Source organism: Dyella japonica A8 (assembly GCF_000725385.1).
GTDB lineage: Bacteria > Pseudomonadota > Gammaproteobacteria > Xanthomonadales > Rhodanobacteraceae > Dyella > Dyella japonica_C.
The window spans coordinates 1,644,607-1,663,985 of sequence record NZ_CP008884.1 but is presented as its reverse complement, the minus strand read 5'-3'; the positions used below and the strand labels follow the sequence as shown (position 1 = coordinate 1,663,985).

14 protein-coding genes are annotated in these 19,379 nt (G+C 67.2%); 7 read left to right on the top strand and 7 right to left on the bottom strand.

What is annotated here, in order from left to right; genetic code table 11:
- The first annotated feature begins 62 nt into the window (after positions 1–62).
- The 3 genes from otsB to otsA are packed head-to-tail and all read left to right on the top strand — an operon-like array spanning position 63 to position 4,037.
- A complete protein-coding gene (gene otsB, locus HY57_RS06830) occupies positions 63–866 on the top strand; it encodes a trehalose-phosphatase (protein ID WP_019464605.1) in 804 nt (267 codons plus the stop codon).
- A complete protein-coding gene (locus HY57_RS06825) occupies positions 838–2,649 on the top strand; it encodes a glycoside hydrolase family 15 protein (protein ID WP_019464606.1) in 1,812 nt (603 codons plus the stop codon). The genes otsB and HY57_RS06825 overlap by 29 nt, the downstream gene beginning before the upstream one ends.
- Positions 2,649–4,037: an alpha,alpha-trehalose-phosphate synthase (UDP-forming) gene (gene otsA / locus HY57_RS06820; RefSeq protein ID WP_019464607.1), complete on the top strand. Its 1,389-nt coding sequence runs from the start codon at positions 2,649–2,651 to the stop codon at positions 4,035–4,037. The genes HY57_RS06825 and otsA overlap by 1 nt, the downstream gene beginning before the upstream one ends.
- A gap of 164 nt (positions 4,038–4,201) precedes the next feature.
- On the opposite strand, the gene pgeF is transcribed toward otsA, so the two are convergent.
- Both pgeF and rluD read right to left on the bottom strand, forming a co-directional pair.
- A complete protein-coding gene (gene pgeF / locus HY57_RS06815; RefSeq protein ID WP_019464608.1) occupies positions 4,202–4,954 on the bottom strand; it encodes a peptidoglycan editing factor PgeF in 753 nt (250 codons plus the stop codon).
- Positions 4,951–5,928, bottom strand: a complete 978-nt coding sequence (gene rluD, locus HY57_RS06810; protein ID WP_026033812.1) for a 23S rRNA pseudouridine(1911/1915/1917) synthase RluD — start codon at positions 5,926–5,928, stop codon at positions 4,951–4,953. Before rluD ends, pgeF begins: the two co-directional genes overlap by 4 nt.
- Positions 5,929–5,997: 69 nt before the next feature.
- On the opposite strand from rluD, the gene HY57_RS06805 reads away from it, so the two are divergent.
- On the top strand, positions 5,998–6,837 hold the full coding sequence (locus tag HY57_RS06805) for an outer membrane protein assembly factor BamD (RefSeq protein WP_019464610.1): 840 nt from the start codon (positions 5,998–6,000) through the stop codon (positions 6,835–6,837).
- 224 nt (positions 6,838–7,061) lie between these two features.
- Here the strand turns inward: HY57_RS06805 and HY57_RS06800 are convergent, their stop codons facing one another.
- Together HY57_RS06800 and HY57_RS06795 are read right to left on the bottom strand one after the other, a co-directional pair.
- Complete coding sequence (locus tag HY57_RS06800) at positions 7,062–8,693, bottom strand: NAD+ synthase (RefSeq protein ID WP_026033813.1); 1,632 nt, start codon at positions 8,691–8,693, stop codon at positions 7,062–7,064.
- A 111-nt stretch (positions 8,694–8,804) separates the two neighbouring features.
- The gene (locus HY57_RS06795; protein WP_019464612.1) at positions 8,805–9,422 is read right to left on the bottom strand and encodes a LysE/ArgO family amino acid transporter; all 618 of its coding nucleotides are present in this window, start codon (positions 9,420–9,422) and stop codon (positions 8,805–8,807) included.
- Positions 9,423–9,543: 121 nt separating this feature from the next.
- Here HY57_RS06795 and HY57_RS06790 point away from each other — a divergent pair, with 121 nt between their 5' ends.
- Positions 9,544–10,443 (top strand): LysR family transcriptional regulator ArgP, encoded by a 900-nt coding sequence (locus HY57_RS06790; RefSeq protein WP_019464613.1) that lies wholly within the window; start codon positions 9,544–9,546, stop codon positions 10,441–10,443.
- Positions 10,444–10,629: 186 nt separating this feature from the next.
- On the opposite strand, the gene sucD is transcribed toward HY57_RS06790, so the two are convergent.
- A complete protein-coding gene (sucD, locus tag HY57_RS06785; protein WP_019464614.1) occupies positions 10,630–11,505 on the bottom strand; it encodes a succinate--CoA ligase subunit alpha in 876 nt (291 codons plus the stop codon).
- Between the two features lie 14 nt (positions 11,506–11,519).
- On the bottom strand, positions 11,520–12,683 hold the full coding sequence (gene sucC, locus HY57_RS06780) for an ADP-forming succinate--CoA ligase subunit beta (RefSeq protein ID WP_019464615.1): 1,164 nt from the start codon (positions 12,681–12,683) through the stop codon (positions 11,520–11,522).
- A gap of 298 nt (positions 12,684–12,981) precedes the next feature.
- Here sucC and HY57_RS06775 point away from each other — a divergent pair, with 298 nt between their 5' ends.
- Positions 12,982–14,628, top strand: a complete 1,647-nt coding sequence (locus HY57_RS06775) for a sensor histidine kinase (RefSeq protein ID WP_019464616.1) — start codon at positions 12,982–12,984, stop codon at positions 14,626–14,628.
- 325 nt (positions 14,629–14,953) lie between these two features.
- On the opposite strand, the gene HY57_RS06770 is transcribed toward HY57_RS06775, so the two are convergent.
- Positions 14,954–15,907, bottom strand: coding sequence for a LacI family DNA-binding transcriptional regulator (locus tag HY57_RS06770; protein WP_019464617.1), 954 nt, complete (start codon positions 15,905–15,907; stop codon positions 14,954–14,956).
- 408 nt (positions 15,908–16,315) lie between these two features.
- On the opposite strand from HY57_RS06770, the gene pgmB reads away from it, so the two are divergent.
- Positions 16,316–19,375: a beta-phosphoglucomutase gene (gene pgmB / locus HY57_RS06765; protein ID WP_019464618.1), complete on the top strand. Its 3,060-nt coding sequence runs from the start codon at positions 16,316–16,318 to the stop codon at positions 19,373–19,375.
- Positions 19,376–19,379: the final 4 nt, after the last annotated feature.

Sequence of the window (19,379 nt, the reverse complement as noted above, 5' to 3'; positions counted from 1 at the left end):
CTCGCCTTCACATTCGCCTTGATAGGCTGCTGCACGTGCAATCGCCCGCGTCCCAACCTGCCATGGCCGCCCAACTGCCCCTCCCGGTTCCGCCCCTGCCAGGCGTGGAAGATCGCTGGGCGTTGTTTCTTGACGTCGACGGCACGCTGCTCGACTTCACCGATCATCCCGACCAGGTCTGCGTCGATTCGCGCCTGCGCGAACTGGTGGAAGACCTCTATGGTGCCCTCGACGGCGCGCTGGCCCTGGTGAGCGGGCGCGGGCTGGATGACCTGGACGACCTGTTCGACCACCCGCCCTGGGCCATGGCCGGCCTGCATGGGCTGGAGCTGCGCGGTGCCGACGGTCGTTATCGTGGCGTGCATATCGGCGCCAGCCGGCGCTCGCTGGTGCGCGACATTGCCGGCAGCGTCGCCGCCGGGTTGCCAGGCGTCATGATGGAAGACAAGGGCATGGCGGTGGCCCTGCACTGCCGTACCTCGCCGCAGCTGTTTGAACGTCTGCGCGAACAGGTGCAGAACGTGCTGCCCTCGCTGGCCGGCTATGAAATGCAGCCGGGCAACATGGTGATCGAGCTGAAACCCGAAGGCATGGACAAGGGCTCGGCGGTCACCACCCTGATGGCCACGTGGCCGTTCCGCGGCCGCCAGCCGGTGTACCTCGGCGATGACCTGACCGACGAGCACGCTTTCGCCGCGGCAAACCTCGAGAGCGGGTTGAGCATTCGCGTGGGTTCCCGCGAACCAAGCCTGGCTCGCTATTCCCTGCCCGAGCCCGCCGCTGCGCGGGCCTGGCTGTTCCGCGTGCTGCACGCGCTCAAGCATGGAGCCCTCTCGCATGCCCATTCCTCAGGAGGAAAACACTGACGCCCTGTCCAGCCTGGAACTGGGCGTCATCGGCAACGGTAGCGTTGCCGCACTGATCGACGGGAGCGGCCGCATCGTCTGGTGTTGCCTGCCGCGCTTCGACGGCGATGCGAGCTTCTGCGCGCTGCTGTCGCCCCGGCGTGAAGGGGGCGACTGGACGATCGAGCTGGAAGACCTCGAGCGCAGCGAGCAGCACTACATGCCGAACACGGCCGTGCTGGTGACGCGCCTTTACGACCGCAGCGGTGCGGGCGTGGAGATCGTCGACTACATGCCGCGCTTCCGCTCACGGGGGCGCTTCTACCATCCGGTCCTGCTTGCCCGCCGCGTACGCCCCATCGGCGGCTCACCGCGCATCCGCGTGCTGCTGCGGCCGCTTTGCCGGTATGGCGCCGAGGCGCCACAGACCACCTCGGGCAGCAATCACATCCGTTTCCTGCTCGATGGCGTCGTGCAGCGCCTGACCTGCGATGTCGCGTCCATCATGGTCGAGCGGGGCTTGCCGTTCTTCCTGGAGAAGCCCGCGCATTTCGTGTTCGGCCCCGACGAAACCCTCACGCACAGCCCGGCGGATTTCATCCACCACACCCTCGAACGCACGCTGGGCTACTGGCGTGAATGGGTACGCAACCTGTCGGTGCCTTACGAGTGGCAGGAGCCCATCATTCGCGCTGCCATCACGCTGAAGCTGTGCCAGTACGAGGCCACCGGCGCGATCGTGGCGGCGCTCACCACGTCCATTCCCGAATCCCCGCACTCCGAGCGCAATTGGGACTACCGCTATTGCTGGCTTCGTGACGCCGCCTTCACCGTGCGCGCGCTGAACCGCCTCGGCGCAACCCGCAGCATGGAGGAATACATCCGCTACGTGTTCAACCTGGTTGCCTCCGACGGCGACAACGAGATCGGGCCAGTGTTCGGCATCACCTTCGAGCACGAGCTGCCCGAAACCCAGGTGGACAGCCTGGCCGGGTATCGCGGCATGGGGCCGGTACGGGTGGGCAACGATGCGTGGCGGCAACGCCAGAACGACGTCTACGGTTCGGTGGTGCTGGCCGCGGCCCAGGTCTTTTTCGACCGCCGCCTGGAACACCCGGGCGACGAACTGACCTTCCGGCGACTGGAGCGCATGGGCGAGATGGCGCTGCGCGTGGCCGAAACGCCCGACGCGGGGCTGTGGGAATACCGTGGCCGTGCCGCGGTGCACACCTATTCGGCGGCCATGTGCTGGGCAGCGTGCGACCGGCTGGCCCATATCGCCACGGAGCTGGGCCTGGACGAGCGCGCCCGCTACTGGCACGACGAAGCCGTGGCGCTGCACGCGCGCATCGAGGCGCGGGCGTGGAACAACCGCCTGGGCACCTTCGTCGATGCCTACGACGGCGAGCACCTGGATGCGAGCCTGCTGCTGCTCGCCGACATCGGCTTCATCCCTGCCATGGACCCGCGCTTCATCGCCACGGTGGACGCCATCGGCCAGGCGCTGGGGCGCGGCGACTACCTGTTCCGCTATATCGCGCCGGACGATTTCGGCGCCCCGGAAACCAGCTTCAACATCTGCACGTTCTGGTACATCGAGGCGCTCGCCGCCACCGGCCGCAAGGAGCGCGCCCGCGCCATGTTCGAGCACATGCTTTCGCAACGGAACCCGCTGGGCCTGCTGTCGGAAGACATCGCGCCGGCCAATGGCGAGCACTGGGGCAATTTCCCGCAGACCTATTCGATGGTGGGCCTGATCCAGGCCGCCATGCGCCTGTCCCGGCGCTGGGAGGATGCATTGTGATGAGGGTGGGCAGGGGCAACGATCAGGGACGTTTGATCGTGGTCTCCAACCGGGTCGCACTGCCCGACCAGACCGCCACCGGCGGACTCGCCTCGGCCATGCGCGCCGCCCTGCAGGAGCGGGGAGGCCTGTGGTTCGGCTGGAGCGGCAAGCTCGCGCGGCAGACCGCCGAGGAGGTGCACAAGCAGCGGGACGGCCCGGTGGAATACGCCACCATCGACCTCTCCCGCGCGGACCACGACGACTTCTACGACGGCTTCGCCAACCGCACGCTATGGCCGCTGCTGCACTACCGGCCCGACCTGGTGGACTACGACCGCAAGCACCTGGCCGGCTACCTGCGCGTCAACAACGTCTTCGCCGAACGACTGATGTCGCTGATCCGTCCCAACGATCTGGTCTGGATCAACGATTACCACCTGATCCCGCTGGCCGCCATGCTGCGCGAGCGTGGCGTGCGCAACCGCATCGGCTTCTTCCTGCATACGCCCCTGCCGGCCGCCGGCCTGCTGATTACCCTGCCCCGCCACCGGGAGCTGCTGGAGACGCTGGCGAGCTACGACCTGATCGGCCTGCACACGCCACGCGACCGCCGCGCGCTGGAGGAGTACTTCCTGCACGAGCTGGGCGCGACCATGCGCCGCGACGGGCGCATCCGCACGCCGGAAGGACGCCTGTTCCGCGCAGAGGTGTTCGCCATTGGCATCGACACCGCCGAGGTGGCCGAATCAGCCAGCCATGCCAACGAGCACGAGGAAATCCACGACCTCACCCAGAGCCTGGAAGGCCGCGCGCTGATCATCGGCGTGGACCGCCTGGATTACTCCAAGGGTCTGCCCGAACGCTTCCAGGCCTATGCACGCCTGCTCGAGCGTTCACCGCAGCTGCATCGCAAGGTGAGCTTCCTGCAGATCGCTCCCCCCTCGCGCGGCGGCGTGCCGGAGTACCGGCAGATCCGCCGGGAGCTCGAACGCATGGCCGGCCACATCAACGGCATGTATGCGGCGCCGGACTGGGTGCCGATCCGCTACGTCAACAACTCCTTTCCACACAGCCTGCTCAGCGGCTACTACCGCAGCGCACGCGTGGGGCTGGTGACGCCGCTGCGCGACGGCATGAACCTGGTGGCCAAGGAGTACGTCGCCAGCCAGGACCCGGACGACCCCGGCGTGCTCGTGCTGTCCCGCTTCGCGGGCGCCGCGCAGGAGCTTCGCGAAGCGCTGCTGGTCAACCCAGCGGATACGGAGGAAGTGGCCGAGGCGCTGGGTGTCGCGCTGGACATGCCGCTGCACGAACGCCGCCGCCGCTGGCGCCTGATGATGGACGTGCTGGAAAAGCAGGACGTCACGGCGTGGCGCAATGCGTTCCTGCGGCGGCTGGCCGAATGACCTCAGGACACCGGTGGGAGCGCACCCTGTGCGCGACCGCGGACTGCCGGCGTTCGTCGGTGTCCGGTCGTCGCGATGATGCGATCCCGGCCGTCGTCGCCCCGACATGCGTGGCGCAGTCGCGCACAGGGTGCGCTCCCACAGTGAGGGTCCGATCTGGGGGGTTAGCCCTCGATCCAGATCAGGCTCGCGAAGCGACCACTTTGCGCGCCATCGCGCCGGTAGGAATAAAACCGGTCGTCGGTGCGCGTATCAAATTCCCCGCCAAGGATGCTGGCCACGCCCGCCGCCTGCAGCCGGCGCCGTGCCAACCAGGCAAGGTCGCACAGCCAGTGGCCTGGGCGCGTGGGCTCGAAACCACCGACCGCACCGTGATCGAGGGCGATGAAGGCGTCACGCACCTCATCCCCGACCTCATAGCTGGCCTTGCCGATGCACGGCCCCAGCCACGCCATGACATCGGCAGCGGGTGACTGCAGCGCCTTGAGGGTCTCTTCCAGCACGCCGGCCTGCAGCCCCCGCCAGCCCGCGTGGGCCGCGGCCACCGCACGGCCGTCGGCCGTGCAGAAAAGCACCGGCAAGCAGTCGGCAGTGAGGATGGCCAGGGGTTCGCCCAGCCGATGGGTCACGGATGCGTCCGCCCGGGGTTCCGCCGCGTCGGTCGGGTGATCCACCCGGGCCACGTCCACGCCGTGGACCTGCTGCAGCCAGTGCGGGTCACGCGCCAGCCCCAGCGCGGCCGGCACGGTCGCCCGGTTGGCGGCGACCGCCTCGGGCGCATCGCCGCAGCGGGCGCCAAGATTGAACCGTTCCCAGGCGCCGGTGGAGATGCCCGGCCCATACCGGGTACTGACCGCCGCCCGCACGCCGGGAGGCGCCGGCCAATCGGGGATGACCCAGGCGCCGTCCTGGCTCACCGCCAGTCGTCCGGATCGGCCTGGGCGGCGTCGGCGCGCAGGGCGTCGATCAGGGCCTGCTGGTCAGCCGGCCGCTCGGCGCTGAACGACAGCGGCTCATGGGTCACCGGGTGCTCGAAGGCCAGCCGCTCGGCGTGCAGCGCCTGGCGCCGGAAGCCGCGCAGGGCGGCGACCAGCTCCGGCGTGGCGCCCTTGGGCAGCTTCAGGCCACCGCCGTACAGCGGGTCGCCAACCAGCGGATGGTTGATATGGGCCATGTGCACGCGGATCTGGTGGGTGCGGCCGGTTTCCAGGCTGCACTGGATCAGGCTGTGGGCGCGGAAGCGCTCGCGCAGGCGGTAATGGGTGACGGCGCGCTTGCCGTCCTCCTCGTCACGCACGGCCTGGCGCAGGCGGTCGCCCATGTGGCGGCCGATAGGGGCATCCACGGTGCCGCCGGCCACCAGGGTGCCCAGCACCACGGCCTCGTACTGCCGCTCCACATCGTGGCGGGACAGCATGTCCACCAGCGCCGTATGCGCCGGCAGGCTCTTGGCCACCACCATCAGGCCCGAGGTGTCCTTGTCCAGGCGGTGCACGATGCCGCCGCGGGGCAGCTGGGCCAGCGCCGGATCGTGGTGCAGCAAGGCATTCAGCACCGTACCGGCGCTATTTCCTGCGCCCGGGTGCACCACCAGCCCGGCCGGCTTGTTCAGCACCAGCAGGTGCTCGTCCTCGTGGACGATATTCAGCTCGATGGCCTCCGGGGCCAGCTCCACTTCGGTCTCAAGTTCCGCTTCCAGCTGGACTTTTTCCCCGCCACGCAACAGCTGGCGGGGCGGCGCCACGGCGCCGTCCAGGGTCACAGCACCCGCCTTGATCCACGCCGTGAGGCGGGACCGGGAGTAGTCGGGGAACATCTCGGCCAAAGCCTGGTCGAATCTCCGACCCGCGGCAGACAGGGGCACCGTGGCTTCGTGACGGATCGTCGTCATGACCGGCCCCCCGGGCGCCCGGTGGTTTCGGCTATCATCCCTTTTCGCTCAAACATCTGAACCTTTCTCATGCGCGTAACCAAGCTGCCGGCTTTCAAAGTTTTTGTCGTGCTCGCCATCGCCGTTTCGATGAGCGCTTGCTCGATGTTCCATCACAAGAGGGACACCAACGATACGCTGCCGGTTGACCAGCTTTACGCCAAGGCTCACGACTCGATGCAGCACGCCGACTATTCGGCAGCCACGAAAGCGTACCAGCGACTGATCGCCCGTTTCCCGTCCGGCGACTACAACGAGCAGGCCCAGCTTGACCTGGCCTACTCGCAGTACAAGGACAACCAGCCGGACGACGCCTATTCCACGATCAACCGCTTCATCAAGACGTATCCGACCCAGAAGCATGTGGATTATGCCTATTACCTGCGCGGTCTGATCAATTTTGACCGCACTGGCGGCGCCATGGAGCGCCTGCTGCAGCCGGGTGACCCGCAGACCCGCCGCGACCAGGGCTTCAACCTGAAGTCGTTCGACGATTTCTCGGAGCTGTCGCGCCGCTTCCCGGACAGCGCCTACACCGCCGACGCCCGCCAGCGCATGATCTACCTGCGCAACCTGCTGGCCCAGTTCGAGATCAACGTGGCCGAATACTACCTGCGCAACAACGCCTACGTGGCCTCGGCCAACCGCGCCCAGTACGTGATCGAGCATTACCAGCAGGCACCGCAGACCGGCGACGCGCTGGCCATCCTCACCCGCAGCTACATCGGCATGGACCAGAAGAACCTCGCCGACCAGACGCGCCAGGTGCTGGCCATGAACTACCCGGACCATCCGTACCTGAAGGATCCGAAGTGGCCGCATTCGCCGTCGCTGCTGCGCAAGGCGATCCCGTTCTCGGGTCACCACTGATCGAACATCCGGGTTACCGGATGGCATGAAAAAAAGCCGGTGCGAATGCACCGGCTTTTTTGTTGGGTCGTCACGCGACCCGGCTTCACTGTGGGAGCGCACCCTGTGCGCGACAGCCAACGAAGCGATGAAGCAGCTGCGATTGGCGGCGAAAGCGCAACACAGCGATACACCGGAACTCCGCGGTCGCGCACAGGGTGCGCTCCCACAGGTGTGGCTGTGCGTTACTTCCAGCCCGACGTAATGGGATAACGCCGCTCGCGCCCGAATGCCCGCGTGGTCACGCGCGGCCCCGGCGCAGACTGACGGCGCTTGAACTCATTGAGCAGCACCAGCCGCACCACGCGCCGCACGGTGTCGGCATGGAAACCCTGCGAGGTGATTTCGGCCTGCGATTCCTCGCCCTCGATGAAGCGCGCGAGGATGGCATCCAGCTCGTCGTAGGGCGGCAGCGAATCCTGATCGGTCTGGTTGTCGCGCAGCTCCGCCGAGGGCGGGCGGTCGATCACCGCCGAAGGAATGGCCTCCGGCTCGCCCATGCGGGCGGCATGCGCGTTGCGCCAGCGCGACAGGCGGTAGACGACGGTCTTGTAGACGTCCTTCAGCGGTGCATAGGCGCCGCACATGTCGCCATAAAGCGTGGCATAGCCCACCGCCATCTCGCTCTTGTTGCCGGTGGCGAGCAGCAGGCGGCCATGCTTGTTGGACAACGCCATCAGCGTCACGCCGCGCGTGCGCGACTGCAGGTTTTCCTCGGTGGTGTCCGCCGGCTTGCCGGCGAACGCGGGCGCCAGCGAGCCGAGGAAGGCATCGACCATCGGCTCGATGTTGATGACGTGGTAGTCCACGCCCAGCTGCTCGGCCTGCGCACGCGCGCCGTCCAGCGACAGCTGCGAGGTGTAGCGCGTCGGCATCATCACGGCGGTGACACGGTCCGCGCCCAGCGCGTCCACGGCCAGCGCCAGCGTCAGCGCGGAATCGATACCGCCGGACAAACCGAGCAGCACGCCCGGGAAGCCGTTCTTCTCGATGTAGTCGCGAATGCCGCGCACCAGCGCCGCATACAGCGTCGCCTCGTGGGACGCATCGGGCACGGTCGGCCAGTTGTCCGGGCGCAGCGTACGCGTCTCGCTGTCAAACTCGGCCCAGAGCATGGCGTCGACGAAGTTCGGCGCACGCGCGGCGATGCTGCCGTCGGCATTCAACAGGATGGAGCCGCCGTCGTACACGACTTCGTCCTGCCCGCCGACCATGTTCACGTAGGCGATGGCGCAGCCGGTTTCCAGCGCGCGCGCGATCAGCACCTCCTCGCGACCGGTTTGCTTGGCGTCGTCCCACGGCGAAGCGTTGATCACCACGATCAGCTCGGCGCCCGCGGCAGCGGCCTTGGCGGCGGGCTCGGGCTCCCACACGTCTTCGCAGATGATGATGCCCACGCAGACGCCGTCGATCATCGCCACGGCACTGTCGCTACCGGGGCGGAAATAGCGCTTGTCGTCGAACACGCCGTAATTGGGCAAGGCCTGCTTGTGCGTGGTCAGCTCGATGGCGCCATGACGCAGCAGGCTGGCGGCGTTGTATACCTCGCCCTCGCTGTGCGGATGACCCACCAGCGCGGCGATGCCGTTGGTGGCGCCGGCCAGCGCATTGAGCTCGCACTGGCACGCGGCGAGGAAGCTCGGGCGCAGCAGCAGGTCTTCCGGCGGATAACCGCTCAGGGTCAGCTCGGGAAACGCCACCAGCGCCGCGCCGCCTTCGCGCGCCTGCGCCAGCAGGTCGCCCACCTTGGCCGCATTGGCCGCAACCGCGCCTACCGGGAAATCGAACTGCGCCAGCGCGAAGCGTAGGGAGGACATGCCGTCGGAATCCATAGCCTTGGGGCCCGTCATTGTACCCGAGCGCCCCTGGCCCCCGTCCCGGTCAGGGGCGGCCGGGCTACCCCATGGGCTGCCTACCCCACGAGTTGCCTACCCCACGGGCTGGCACACCAGCAGCACCGCCAGGGTCAGCATGAACAAAGCGATGGCCACGTCGAACACACGCCACGCCAGCGGGCTGCGGAACACCGGCAGCAGCAGGCGCGCGCCGTAGCCCAGCGAGAGGAACCACGCCACGCTCGCCGTGCACGCCCCGGCCGCGAAAACCCAGCGTTCATCACCCTGGTAGTGGGTGGAAAGGCTGCCGAGCAGCACCACCGTGTCCAGATACACGTGGGGATTGAGCAAGGTGAAGGCCAGGCACGCCGCCATCACGCGGCCGCGGCTCAGCGCGCCGTCGCCCGCTGGCTGCAGGCCACTTTCGCCCTGCCACGCGCGCCGCGCCGCCATGGCGCCATAGGTGACCAGGAAGGCCGCACCGGCATAACGCAGCCATTGCAGCAGCCCCGGATGCTGCTGCACTGCCAGCCCCATGCCGGCAACGCCCAGCAGAATCAGGCTGATGTCGGCCAGGATGCACACGGCCACCACCGAGCCGATGTAATGGCGCTGCACGCCCTGCCGCAGCACGAACGCGTTCTGCGCGCCAATGGCGATGATCAGGCCCGCGCCAGCCGCGAGGCCAGCCAGGTAAGGCGCGAAATCCATGGGATGACCTCCGGAAAAGGCGCCTACTCTCGCTTAGACGTCCCATTCAGTAAAACTAAATATCCTTATGATGCTTCAGTTCTACTAATGTGGCCGCGCGTCCGCGCGGTAGGAGATGCCGATGAGCCTGCTCAATCCCCAGCTGGCCGCCTTCGCCGCGGTGCTCGATGAGGGCAGCTTCGACGGCGCGGCCCAGCGCCTGTCGCTGACGCCATCGGCCATCTCCCAGCGCATCAAGGCACTGGAGGATCGACTCGGCCAGATTCTTATCCTGCGCCGCACGCCCTGCGAGGCCACCGAAGCCGGGGAACGCCTGCTGCGCAGCGTGCAGCAAATGCGGCTGCTCGAAGCCGAAACACTGAACGATTTCCACGTCGGCCCCGACAGCAGCGGCCCCACCACCGTCGCCATCGGCGTCAATGCCGATTCGCTGGCCACCTGGTTCCTGTCCGCGCTGGCGCAACTGCACGACACACATCAACTGCTGTTCGACATCCGCGTGGAAGACCAGGACCACTCCACCAACCTGCTGCGCGACGGCTCCGTGCTCGGCGCCATCACCGCCGAGGCCAGTCCGGTGCAGGGTTGCAGCGTGAAGAAACTCGGCGTGATGCGTTACCTGCCCGTCGCCCCACCCGCCTTCGTTGCGCGCTACTTCGGCGAAGGCGTAAACGCCGCATCGCTGGGCAACACGCCCATGCTCGTGTTCAACCGCAAGGACGAGTTGCAGTGGCGCTTCATGCACGGCATCACGCGCGCACGACTCGCGCCGCCCATCCATTACGTGCCCTCGGCCACGGCGTTCGTGGAAGGCGCCGCACTGGGCCTGGGCTGGGCCATGGCGCCGGAATCCCTGCTGCAGAAGCACTTTGCCGATGGCACGCTCAAGCCCATCGCACCGAATCGATGGCTCGACGTGCCGTTGTACTGGCAGAGCTGGTCGATTCGTTCGAGCACGCTGGCGATGGTGACGGATGTCTTGATCAAGGCCGCGAGCACCGGGCTTCGCCAGCATCGCTGACGCCGAACTCCCTGCAGGCCTTTTGTGGGAGCCCACCCTGTGGGCGACAAACCCGCGACGAGGCAGCGGCACAGCGCCGTCGCGCACAGGGTGCGCTCCCGCAGGAAGGCGATCGCACCGTGACTTACGCGCAAAGAAAAAGGGCCGCATCGCTGCGGCCCTTTTCATATCGGTAATAAAACCCGATTACTTCTTCATCAGACCGGCGAGGGTCTTGCCGAGGTCGGCCGGGGACTTCACCGTGGTGACGCCCGCCTTCTCCAGCGCAGCGAACTTCGCAGCCGCCGTGCCCTTGCCGCCCGAGATGATGGCGCCGGCATGGCCCATGCGCTTGCCCGGAGGGGCCGAAGCGCCAGCGATGAACGAGACCACCGGCTTGGTGACGTACTCGCCGATGAACTCGGCAGCGTCTTCTTCAGCCGAACCGCCGATTTCGCCGACCATGATGATGCCTTCGGTCTGCGGATCGTCCTGGAACATCTTCAGGCAGTCGATGAAGCTCAGGCCGTTGATCGGGTCGCCGCCGATGCCGATGACCGTGGACTGGCCCAGGCCTTCGTTGGTGGTCTGGAACACCGATTCGTACGTCAGCGTGCCGGAGCGCGAGACGATGCCGACCTTGCCCGGCATGTGGATGTGACCCGGCATGATGCCGATCTTGCACTCGCCCGGGGTGATGATGCCGGGGCAGTTCGGCCCGATCAGCACGGTTTCCGGATGCTGTGCCAGCACGTTCTTCACGCGCAGCATGTCCAGCACCGGGATGCCCTCGGTGATCGCCACGATGACCTTGATGCCGGCATCGATGGCTTCGAGGATCGAGTCGGCCGCGAACGGCGGCGGCACGAAGATGACGGACGCATCGGCGCCGGTTTCATCGACAGCCTCGGCGACCGAGTTGAAGACCGGCAGGCCGATGTGCGAGGTGCCGCCCTTGCCCGGGGTCACGCCGCCGACGACCTTGGTGCCGTAGTCCAGCGCCTGCTGCGCGTGGAAGGTGCCCTGCTGGCCGGTGAAGCCCTGCACGAGGACCTTGGTGTTCTTGTTGACGAGAACGCTCATGGTTCTTTTGCTCCTCAGGCCTTGGCCGCAGCCACGGCTTTCTGCGCCGCATCGTTGAGATCGTCAGCCGGCGTGATCGCCAGGCCGGAGTTGGCCAGCAGTTCGCGGCCCAGCTCCACATTGGTGCCCTGCAGGCGCACCACGACGGGGATCTTCAGACCCACTTCCTTCACGGCCGCGATGATGCCTTCGGCGATCAGGTCGCAACGCACGATGCCGCCGAAGATGTTGACCAGGATGGCCTTCACCTTGTCGGAGGAGAGGATGAGCTTGAACGCCTCGGTGACGCGTTCCTTGGTGGCGCCGCCGCCGACGTCAAGGAAGTTGGCCGGCTCGCCGCCTGCCAGCTGGATCACGTCCATGGTGGCCATGGCCAGGCCTGCGCCGTTGACCATGCAGCCGATGGAGCCGTCCATCGTCACGTAGTTGAGGTTGTGCTGCACGGCAGCCGCTTCGGCCTGGTCTTCCTGGGTCAGGTCGCGCATGGCGGCCAGGTCCGGGTGACGGAACTCGGCGTTGTCGTCGGAGTTGACCTTGCCGTCGAGGGCGGCGAGGTTGCCGTCTTCGAGGATGGCGAGCGGGTTCAGCTCGACCAGGGACAGGTCCTTCTCGTTGAACAGCTTGTACAGGCCCAGCATGATCTTGGTCAGCTGGCCGACCTGCTTCGCGTTGAGGTCCATGGCGAAGCCGAGCTGGCGGCACTGGTACGGCTGCAGGCCTTCCACGAAGTCCACCACGATGGTGTGGATGTCTTCCGGCGTGTCCTTGGCAACCTGCTCGATGTCCACGCCGCCGTGCTTGGAGGCGATGAACGAGATCGACTTGGAATCGCGATCCGTCAGGATCGACAGATACAGTTCCTTGGCGATGTTGGTGGCGTCCGTCACCAGCACCAGGTTCACCGGCAGCGCACGGCCGGCGGACTGGTAGGTTTCCATGTTGGTGCCCAGCATGCCCTTGGCAGCTGCGCGCACGTCGTCGAGGCTCTTGCAGAACTTGACGCCGCCGGCCTTGCCGCGGCCGCCTGCGTGGATCTGAGCCTTGACCATCCACTGCGAACCACCAAGGTGCTTGGCGGCGTCGACAGCGGCATCGGGAGAGTTGGCGACCTTGCCCGGCGGCACGGCGATGCCGTACTTCGCGAACAATTCTTTGGCCTGGTACTCGTGGAAATTCATGGATACCTCGAGAGTACGGGGAAACATGGCGGCCGTGATGGACTGTGGGGGCCCATACGGTCAGGGGAACGACGGCGGTACAAGCGCTGCCGGATGCAGTGCGCCGCCGTCAGGCCTGTCGACATGACGAAAACCGCGCAATACGGCCGCCTATTTTCGCGGAAGCGGCCCCCGATGGAAAGGGGCGCGCCGTGAAGGGGCCCCGCCGACACACGGCGGGGGGCCGCCCACCCAGAGTGTGAAAGCCCCGTCTATACTGGTTAAAACCGCCCTCTGACCCGCCGAGAGAGCCCGCCAGGTGTCCAGCACCGTGCAGTCTGCCTACCCCAACGCGCGCCCCGCTCCCGAGGCCGCGCGCCACGAATTGCTGTTCCTCAACTGCTTCCGGCTGGCCCAGGCCCTGGTCTACGTGGGCCTGGCGCTGAGTCCCAGCACGCTGGGCTGGCCCAAGCTGGCCGACGTCGGCCTGGCCCGCGGCGTGGGGGTGCTGTTCCTGCTGTTCGCGCTGGGCATGCTGTCGCTGACCCGCCGATCCACCCCGTACATCCGCTGGACGGTATCGGCTGCCCTGGTGGTGGACATCATCGCGGCGGTGCTGGCCATCATCACCATGCACGATGCCCGCATCGGCATCGCCATGATGCTGGCGGTGAACCTGGCCGCCGGCGCGCTGATCCTGCCGCTGCGCCTGTCGTGTTTTTTTGCGTCGCTGGCCACCCTGGGGGTGATCGGGCACTCGGTCATCGAAGTGCAACACGGCCAGGCGGGCATGGACCGGGAGCTGCTCGAATCGAGCCTGTTCGGCCTCGCCTACTTCGCCATCACCATGCTCTGCTACGTGCTGAGCCGCCAGATCCGCGCCAGCGAGGCGCTGGCCGAGCAGCGCGGCGTGGACCTGGCCAACCTAGCCCAGGTCAACGAACTGATCATCCGCCGCATGAAGACCGGCGTGCTGCTGGTGGACGACGCCAACCGCGTCCACCAGATGAACGAATCGGCCTGGATGCTGCTGGGCAACCCCACCGCTGACCAGCGCGACCTGGGCCGCGTGGCGCCGGAGCTGTCCCGCCGCCTGTATCACTGGATGACCTCCGGCAAGCTGGACGAGTCGGCCACCCAGCTCGCCGACGGCGTGCCCGAAGTGGTGCCGCGCTTCAGCCGCCTGGCGCCCAACGACGACTCGCACGTGCTGATCTTCCTGGACGACACCTCGCTGGTGTCGCGTCGCGCCGAGGAGCTGACGCTCAGTTCGCTGGGCCGTCTCTCCGCCTCGATCGCGCACGAGATCCGCAATCCGCTGGCGGCCATCCGCTACTCGGCGCAGCTGCTGGCCGAGTCGGAGGACCTGCCGCCGACCGACCAGCGCATGGTGGAGATCATCAACAACCACTGCGTGCGCCTGAACGAGATCATCGAAAACATCCTGCAGCTGTCGCGGCGCGAACGCTCGCGGCCGGAAACCCTGGACCTGGGCACCTGGGCCAACCTGTTCGTGGACGAGTACCGCCAGGGCAACGACCTGGGCGAAGACTCGCTGCGCGTGATCCAGGCCAGCACGCCCGTGGCCGCCGTGGCCGACCCGCAGCAGCTGCAGCAGGTGGTGTGGAACCTCGTGCAGAACGCCCTGCGCTACGGCCGCATGCCGGGTGAACCCGCCCGCGTGATGGTGGTGGCGCGTCACGGCGAGCACGGCGTGCCGATTCTTGAAGTGATCGATCGCGGCCCCGGCATCGCGCCGAAAGTCGCTGCGCAGATTTTCGAGCCGTTCTACACGACGCACGAATACGGCACCGGCCTGGGCCTGTACCTCGCTCGCCAGATGAGCGAGGCCAATCAGGCGTCACTGGAATACGTGCGCGTGGCGGGTGGCGGCAGCTGCTTCCGCCTGGTGCTGACGCCGGCACGCATGGGCAAGGCGACCGGTGACGCCGCGGCCACCGGCTAACTCCATTTCCTGATTGCGAGCCACGCTTTTCTGTAGGAGCGCACTTGTGCGCGACAAGGTAACGACGAAGCGCTGCAGTCGCGCACAGGGTGCGCTCCCACCGAAGCCAGCCGCGCCTCGCTCTTTTGTGGGAGTCCACCCTGAGGGCGACGGCCGTGCGGCAAGGTAACGACGAAGCGCTGCGGTCGCGCACAAGTGCGCTCCTACAGGACCTCCGCGCCCATCACTCTTTTGTGGGAGCCCACCCTGTGGGCGACGGGCCTGCGATGAGGTAACAACGAAGCGCTGCGGTCGCGCACGAGTGCGCTCCTACAGGGGCGCGCGCTCAGGTTTCGCGAACCACCAGCTCCACCGGCAGCGTTTCCGACTGCTCCTGCTGGTCGTTGATCATCGCCAGCACCTTGCGCGCCAGCAGGGTGCCACCTTCCTGCCAGTCTTGTCGCACGGAGCTGAGCGGCGGCAGGAAGCTGGCGGCGAGCGGCATGTCGTCATACCCCACCACGGACACATCGCCGGGCACGGTGCGGCCCAGTTTGTTGAGCGCGCGGATGGCTCCCATGGCCAGCAGGTCGCTGCAGGCGAACACGGCATCGAACGGCACGGCGCGATCCATCAGCGAGTGCATGGCGTCTCCACCCGACGCCAGGGTGAATTCGTCGCGGCGGATCAACAGCGGCTTGATGCCGTGCGCGGCCAGCGCATCCACGAAACCGGTGAGTCGCTCGAAGATCTCCGGATGGTTGGGGTTGCCCACGAACACCGGGTTGCGGCGCCCCAGGCTGACGAAATGCTCCGCCACCACGCGGCCGCCCTGGCGGTTGTCGCTGCCCACCACCACGTGCTCGTCGCCCGGCGCGCCCCACACCACCATGGGCAGGCCCAGCTTGTCGAAGCGGCGCACCGCGTCCTGCCGCGAACCCTGACCGAGCAGGATCAGCCCATCCGCCGCCTGCACCGCTGCCGCTGTGGCCCCTTGGCGAGTGGTAAGCAGGACGCTGTAGCCGTGCGCGGTCAGCTCCTGGGAGATACCGCCCAGCAGCACCAGCGGGTAGGGGTCGAGCATGGTGCGGTCGTGCGAGGGCTTCATTTCCACGATCACCGCCACCGTATGGCTGCGGCGCAGGCGCAGGTTGCGCGCGCTGACATTGAGCTTGTAACCCGCCTCCTGGGCCAGGGCCTGCAAACGCTCGCGCGTTTCGCGATTCACCAGCGGGCTGTCACTCAAGGCCCGCGAAATGGTGATCTTGGATACGCCGGCCATCTTCGCCAGATCCGCCATGGTGAGACTGGCGGAAGGCACGGCTCCCTGGCGGTTCTTTTGGTGACGACTCAAGACCTGGCCCCGATGTCCTGTGAGCGGTCGCGCGGCTCCCACGCGCCGGCCAACCTTGGCAAACCGGGACAGTGTCGCGGTTTGCGTTCTTAACGTCCAACACCGTACGGCATCGCGCGTACCGGTCGGTCACACCGGCGTCCGGGCCTGTTTCGCAAGCCTTTGCCCGGGATCAAGCAACACTCGTGCATGATATCGATATCATACGCAACCATGTTGTGTTGCAGCAATTGTTATCGATGTCTTGATATCGATAACAATTGCTGCGAAGCTCCGCCCCCACATAAGAACCTACGCCTCACCCACACGACGACGGGCGAGACGGGAAGCAAACAGCGCAGCGGGGAGAGGACGTTGGATCATCGAGAAACGGCGCAGGCGTTGCCGCCCTCTGATCGTGCCCGGCACGACCCCTGGGTCGTCACCAGCCGTCGCGTCGATCCCGCCTGCTTCGCCCAGGACGAGAGCCTGTTCGCTCTGTCCAACGGCGCGCTGGGTGTGCGCGGCGGCCTGGAAGAAGATGACAGCCCCAGCCAGGGCTGTTTCCTCGCCGGGGCGTGGGAACGCACGCCCATCGAGTACCACGAACGCTTCCCCGGCTTCGCCGCCCACACCGACACGCGCATCCCCGTGGCCGACGCCACCCGCATCCACCTGCGCCTGGGCGATACGCCGGTGCGCCTTGGCGAAGGCGAATGGCAGTACTTCGAGCGCGCGCTGGACCTGCGCAGCGGCTGCTACCGCCGCCAGCTGGGCTGGCGTTCGCCGGAAGGCGCCACGCTGCTGATCGAGGCGGAGCGCATCGTCAGCCTGGATCGCCCGGCCCTGCTGGCCATCCGCTTCCGCGTGCATTCGATCGACTACACCGGGCCGGTGACGCTGGAGTCCTCCATCAGCACCGCGCGTAACGCCACCGAACAAGGCGATGACCCGCGCATCGGCACCCGCGTCGACGGCGGCCTGGCGACGATCGACGCGGCAGCTGGCGAGTCGACCTCGCATGTGCTTCAGTGCACCGCCCACAGCGACATCCGCGTGGCCTGCATGCAGCAGCACGCCGTGGTCAACGACAGCCTGCGCTTCCGCCTGGCCAATCTCGCCCCGCACGGGGTCATGCAGGTGTTCGAGGGCAAGCTGTCCCCCGGCCGCTCCGTGGTGCTGGAAAAGTACGTCGCGTACGCATGGACCCAGCCCGGTGGCACCGATACCGACGCGGAACTGCTGGCGCGTACCGCGCATGAGCTGGCCAACGCACATGCGCTGGGTCACGGCGCGCTGCTCACCCGTCAGACCAGCATGCTGGCGCAGCTGTGGCAGAACGCCGACCTGGCCATCGACGGTGATGACGCCACCGAACAGGCACTGCGCTTCAACCTCTTCCACGTGTTCCAGTCCAGCAGCCGCGACGGCCTGGGCAGCACGGCCGCCAAGGGCCTCACCGGTGAAGGCTACGAAGGGCACTACTTCTGGGATGCCGAGGTATTCATGCTGCCGGCGATGGTCGCGGTGGCACCGCACGTGGCACGCAGCATGCTGATGTACCGCCACGGCACGCTGGAGCGCGCCCGCGCGCACGCCCGCGAACTCAATCACGCACGCGGCGCGCTGTATGCGTGGCGCACCATCAGCGGCGACGAATGTTCCGCCTATTTCCCCAGCGGTTCGGCGCAGTACCACATCAATGCCGCCGTGGCCTGGGCGATCCGCCACTATGTGGACGGCACCGGCGACGAGGCGTTCCTGCGCGACGCCGGCGCCGAAATGCTGTTCGAGACGGCGCGCGTGTGGCTGGACATCGGCCACTTCAACCCGCGCCGCGATGGTGCCTTCTGTATTCACGGCGTCACCGGTCCGGACGAATACACAGCACTGGTCGACAACAACCATTACACCAACCGCATGGCGCAACGGCACCTGCGGGACGCGGCTGCCGTGGCGCACTGGCTGCAGGACACCGCGCCGGCGCTGTATGCGGAACTGTCGCGCCGCATCGGCCTTGAGCCATTCGAGATCATGCAGTGGCAGCGCGCCGCCGAGCAGATGTATCTGGCCGAAGACGCACAGCTCCGCATCTTCCCGCAGGACGACACCTTCCTCGACAAGCCGCGCATGCCCGCCCGCAGTACAGGCGAAGGCAAGCGCCCGCTGCTGCTGGAACTGCACCCGCTCACCATCTATCGCCACCAGGTGTGCAAACAGGCCGATGCCATGCTGGCGCTGATGCTGGCGGGCGACGGCGTGCCGGTCGCCGCCAAGCGACGCAACTTCGATTACTACGAAGGCGTCACCGTGCATGACTCCACGCTGTCGGCATCCACGTTCAGCGTAATGGCCGCCGAAGTCGGGGCCATGGAGAAAGCCTGGCACTATTTCCAGGACACCTTGCGCGTCGACCTGGACGACCTCCACGGCAACGCCGCCCACGGCCTGCACATGGCCGCGATGGCCGGTAGTTGGCTGTCGCTGGCCTGGGGCTATGGCGGCATGCGCGTGGTCGACGGCGAACTGAGCCTTCATCCGCAATTGCCGGGCGCGTGGCGCAGCTACCGCTTCGGCATCAGCTGGCGCGGTGCGCACCTGCGCGTGGACGTCGACGCGAACGGCGTGCGCTACACCGTGACGCGCGGTGACCAGGTAACGTTCCGCCATGCCGGCGAAGCCCTGCGCGTGCGCAACGGCGAGCCCGTGTCCCGCACGCACCGGCATCAGGTGATGAAAGCCCCGCTGCAGGCCGTGATCTTCGACCTCGACGGCGTCATCGCCGACACGGCCGTGGTGCATCGCGCGGCGTGGGAGCGCCTGGCACGGGAAATCGGCGCGCCCTTCGACGAGGACATCGCCGCGCGCATGAAGGGCGTCGACCGGCGCGGTTCGCTGGACATCCTGCTGGAGCGCGCCCCGCGCGCCTACGGCGAGCAGGAAAAGTGTGAGCTGGAGGCGCGCAAGAACGGCTACTACGTCGAACGCATCGAAAGCTTCGGCCCGGACCAGCTGCTGCCCGGTGCCCGCGACGCGGTGGAATCGGTTCGCGCGGCAGGACTGCGCATTGGCCTGGCGTCCGCCAGCCGCAACGCGCCGCTGCTGCTCGAACGGCTCGGCATCGCCCCTCTGTTCGACTACATCGTGGACGCCGCTCGCATCGAGCGCTCCAAACCCGATCCGGAAATTTTCCTGGCGGCCGCCGCAGGTCTGGGCGTGCCGCCGGAGGCCTGCCTCGGCGTGGAAGACGCCGCCGCGGGTGTCGACAGCATTCACGCCGCGGGCATGGTCGCCATCGGTATGGGTCGGCGCGAAGACCTGGGGGAGGCAGACATCGTGCTGCCAGGCCTGATCGCGCTTCGTATTGCGGACTTCGTAGACAACAAGAACGGTGCGACGGCGAGGGTTGCCGACGCCACCAACATCAACGCGTAAGTGG

Excerpts from the sequence above, each read along its gene's own strand:
- otsB (WP_019464605.1), top strand. The coding sequence starts at position 63 with ATGGCCGCCCAACTGCCCCTCCCGGTTCCGCCCCTGCCAGGCGTGGAA.
- HY57_RS06825 (WP_019464606.1), top strand. The coding sequence starts at position 838 with ATGCCCATTCCTCAGGAGGAAAACACTGACGCCCTGTCCAGCCTGGAA.
- otsA (WP_019464607.1), top strand. The coding sequence starts at position 2,649 with ATGAGGGTGGGCAGGGGCAACGATCAGGGACGTTTGATCGTGGTCTCC.
- rluD (WP_026033812.1), bottom strand. The coding sequence starts at position 5,928 with ATGACGACGATCCGTCACGAAGCCACGGTGCCCCTGTCTGCCGCGGGT.
- HY57_RS06805 (WP_019464610.1), top strand. The coding sequence starts at position 5,998 with ATGCGCGTAACCAAGCTGCCGGCTTTCAAAGTTTTTGTCGTGCTCGCC.
- HY57_RS06800 (WP_026033813.1), bottom strand. The coding sequence starts at position 8,693 with ATGTCCTCCCTACGCTTCGCGCTGGCGCAGTTCGATTTCCCGGTAGGC.
- HY57_RS06795 (WP_019464612.1), bottom strand. The coding sequence starts at position 9,422 with ATGGATTTCGCGCCTTACCTGGCTGGCCTCGCGGCTGGCGCGGGCCTG.
- HY57_RS06790 (WP_019464613.1), top strand. The coding sequence starts at position 9,544 with ATGAGCCTGCTCAATCCCCAGCTGGCCGCCTTCGCCGCGGTGCTCGAT.
- sucD (WP_019464614.1), bottom strand. The coding sequence starts at position 11,505 with ATGAGCGTTCTCGTCAACAAGAACACCAAGGTCCTCGTGCAGGGCTTC.
- sucC (WP_019464615.1), bottom strand. The coding sequence starts at position 12,683 with ATGAATTTCCACGAGTACCAGGCCAAAGAATTGTTCGCGAAGTACGGC.
- HY57_RS06770 (WP_019464617.1), bottom strand. The coding sequence starts at position 15,907 with ATGGCGGATCTGGCGAAGATGGCCGGCGTATCCAAGATCACCATTTCG.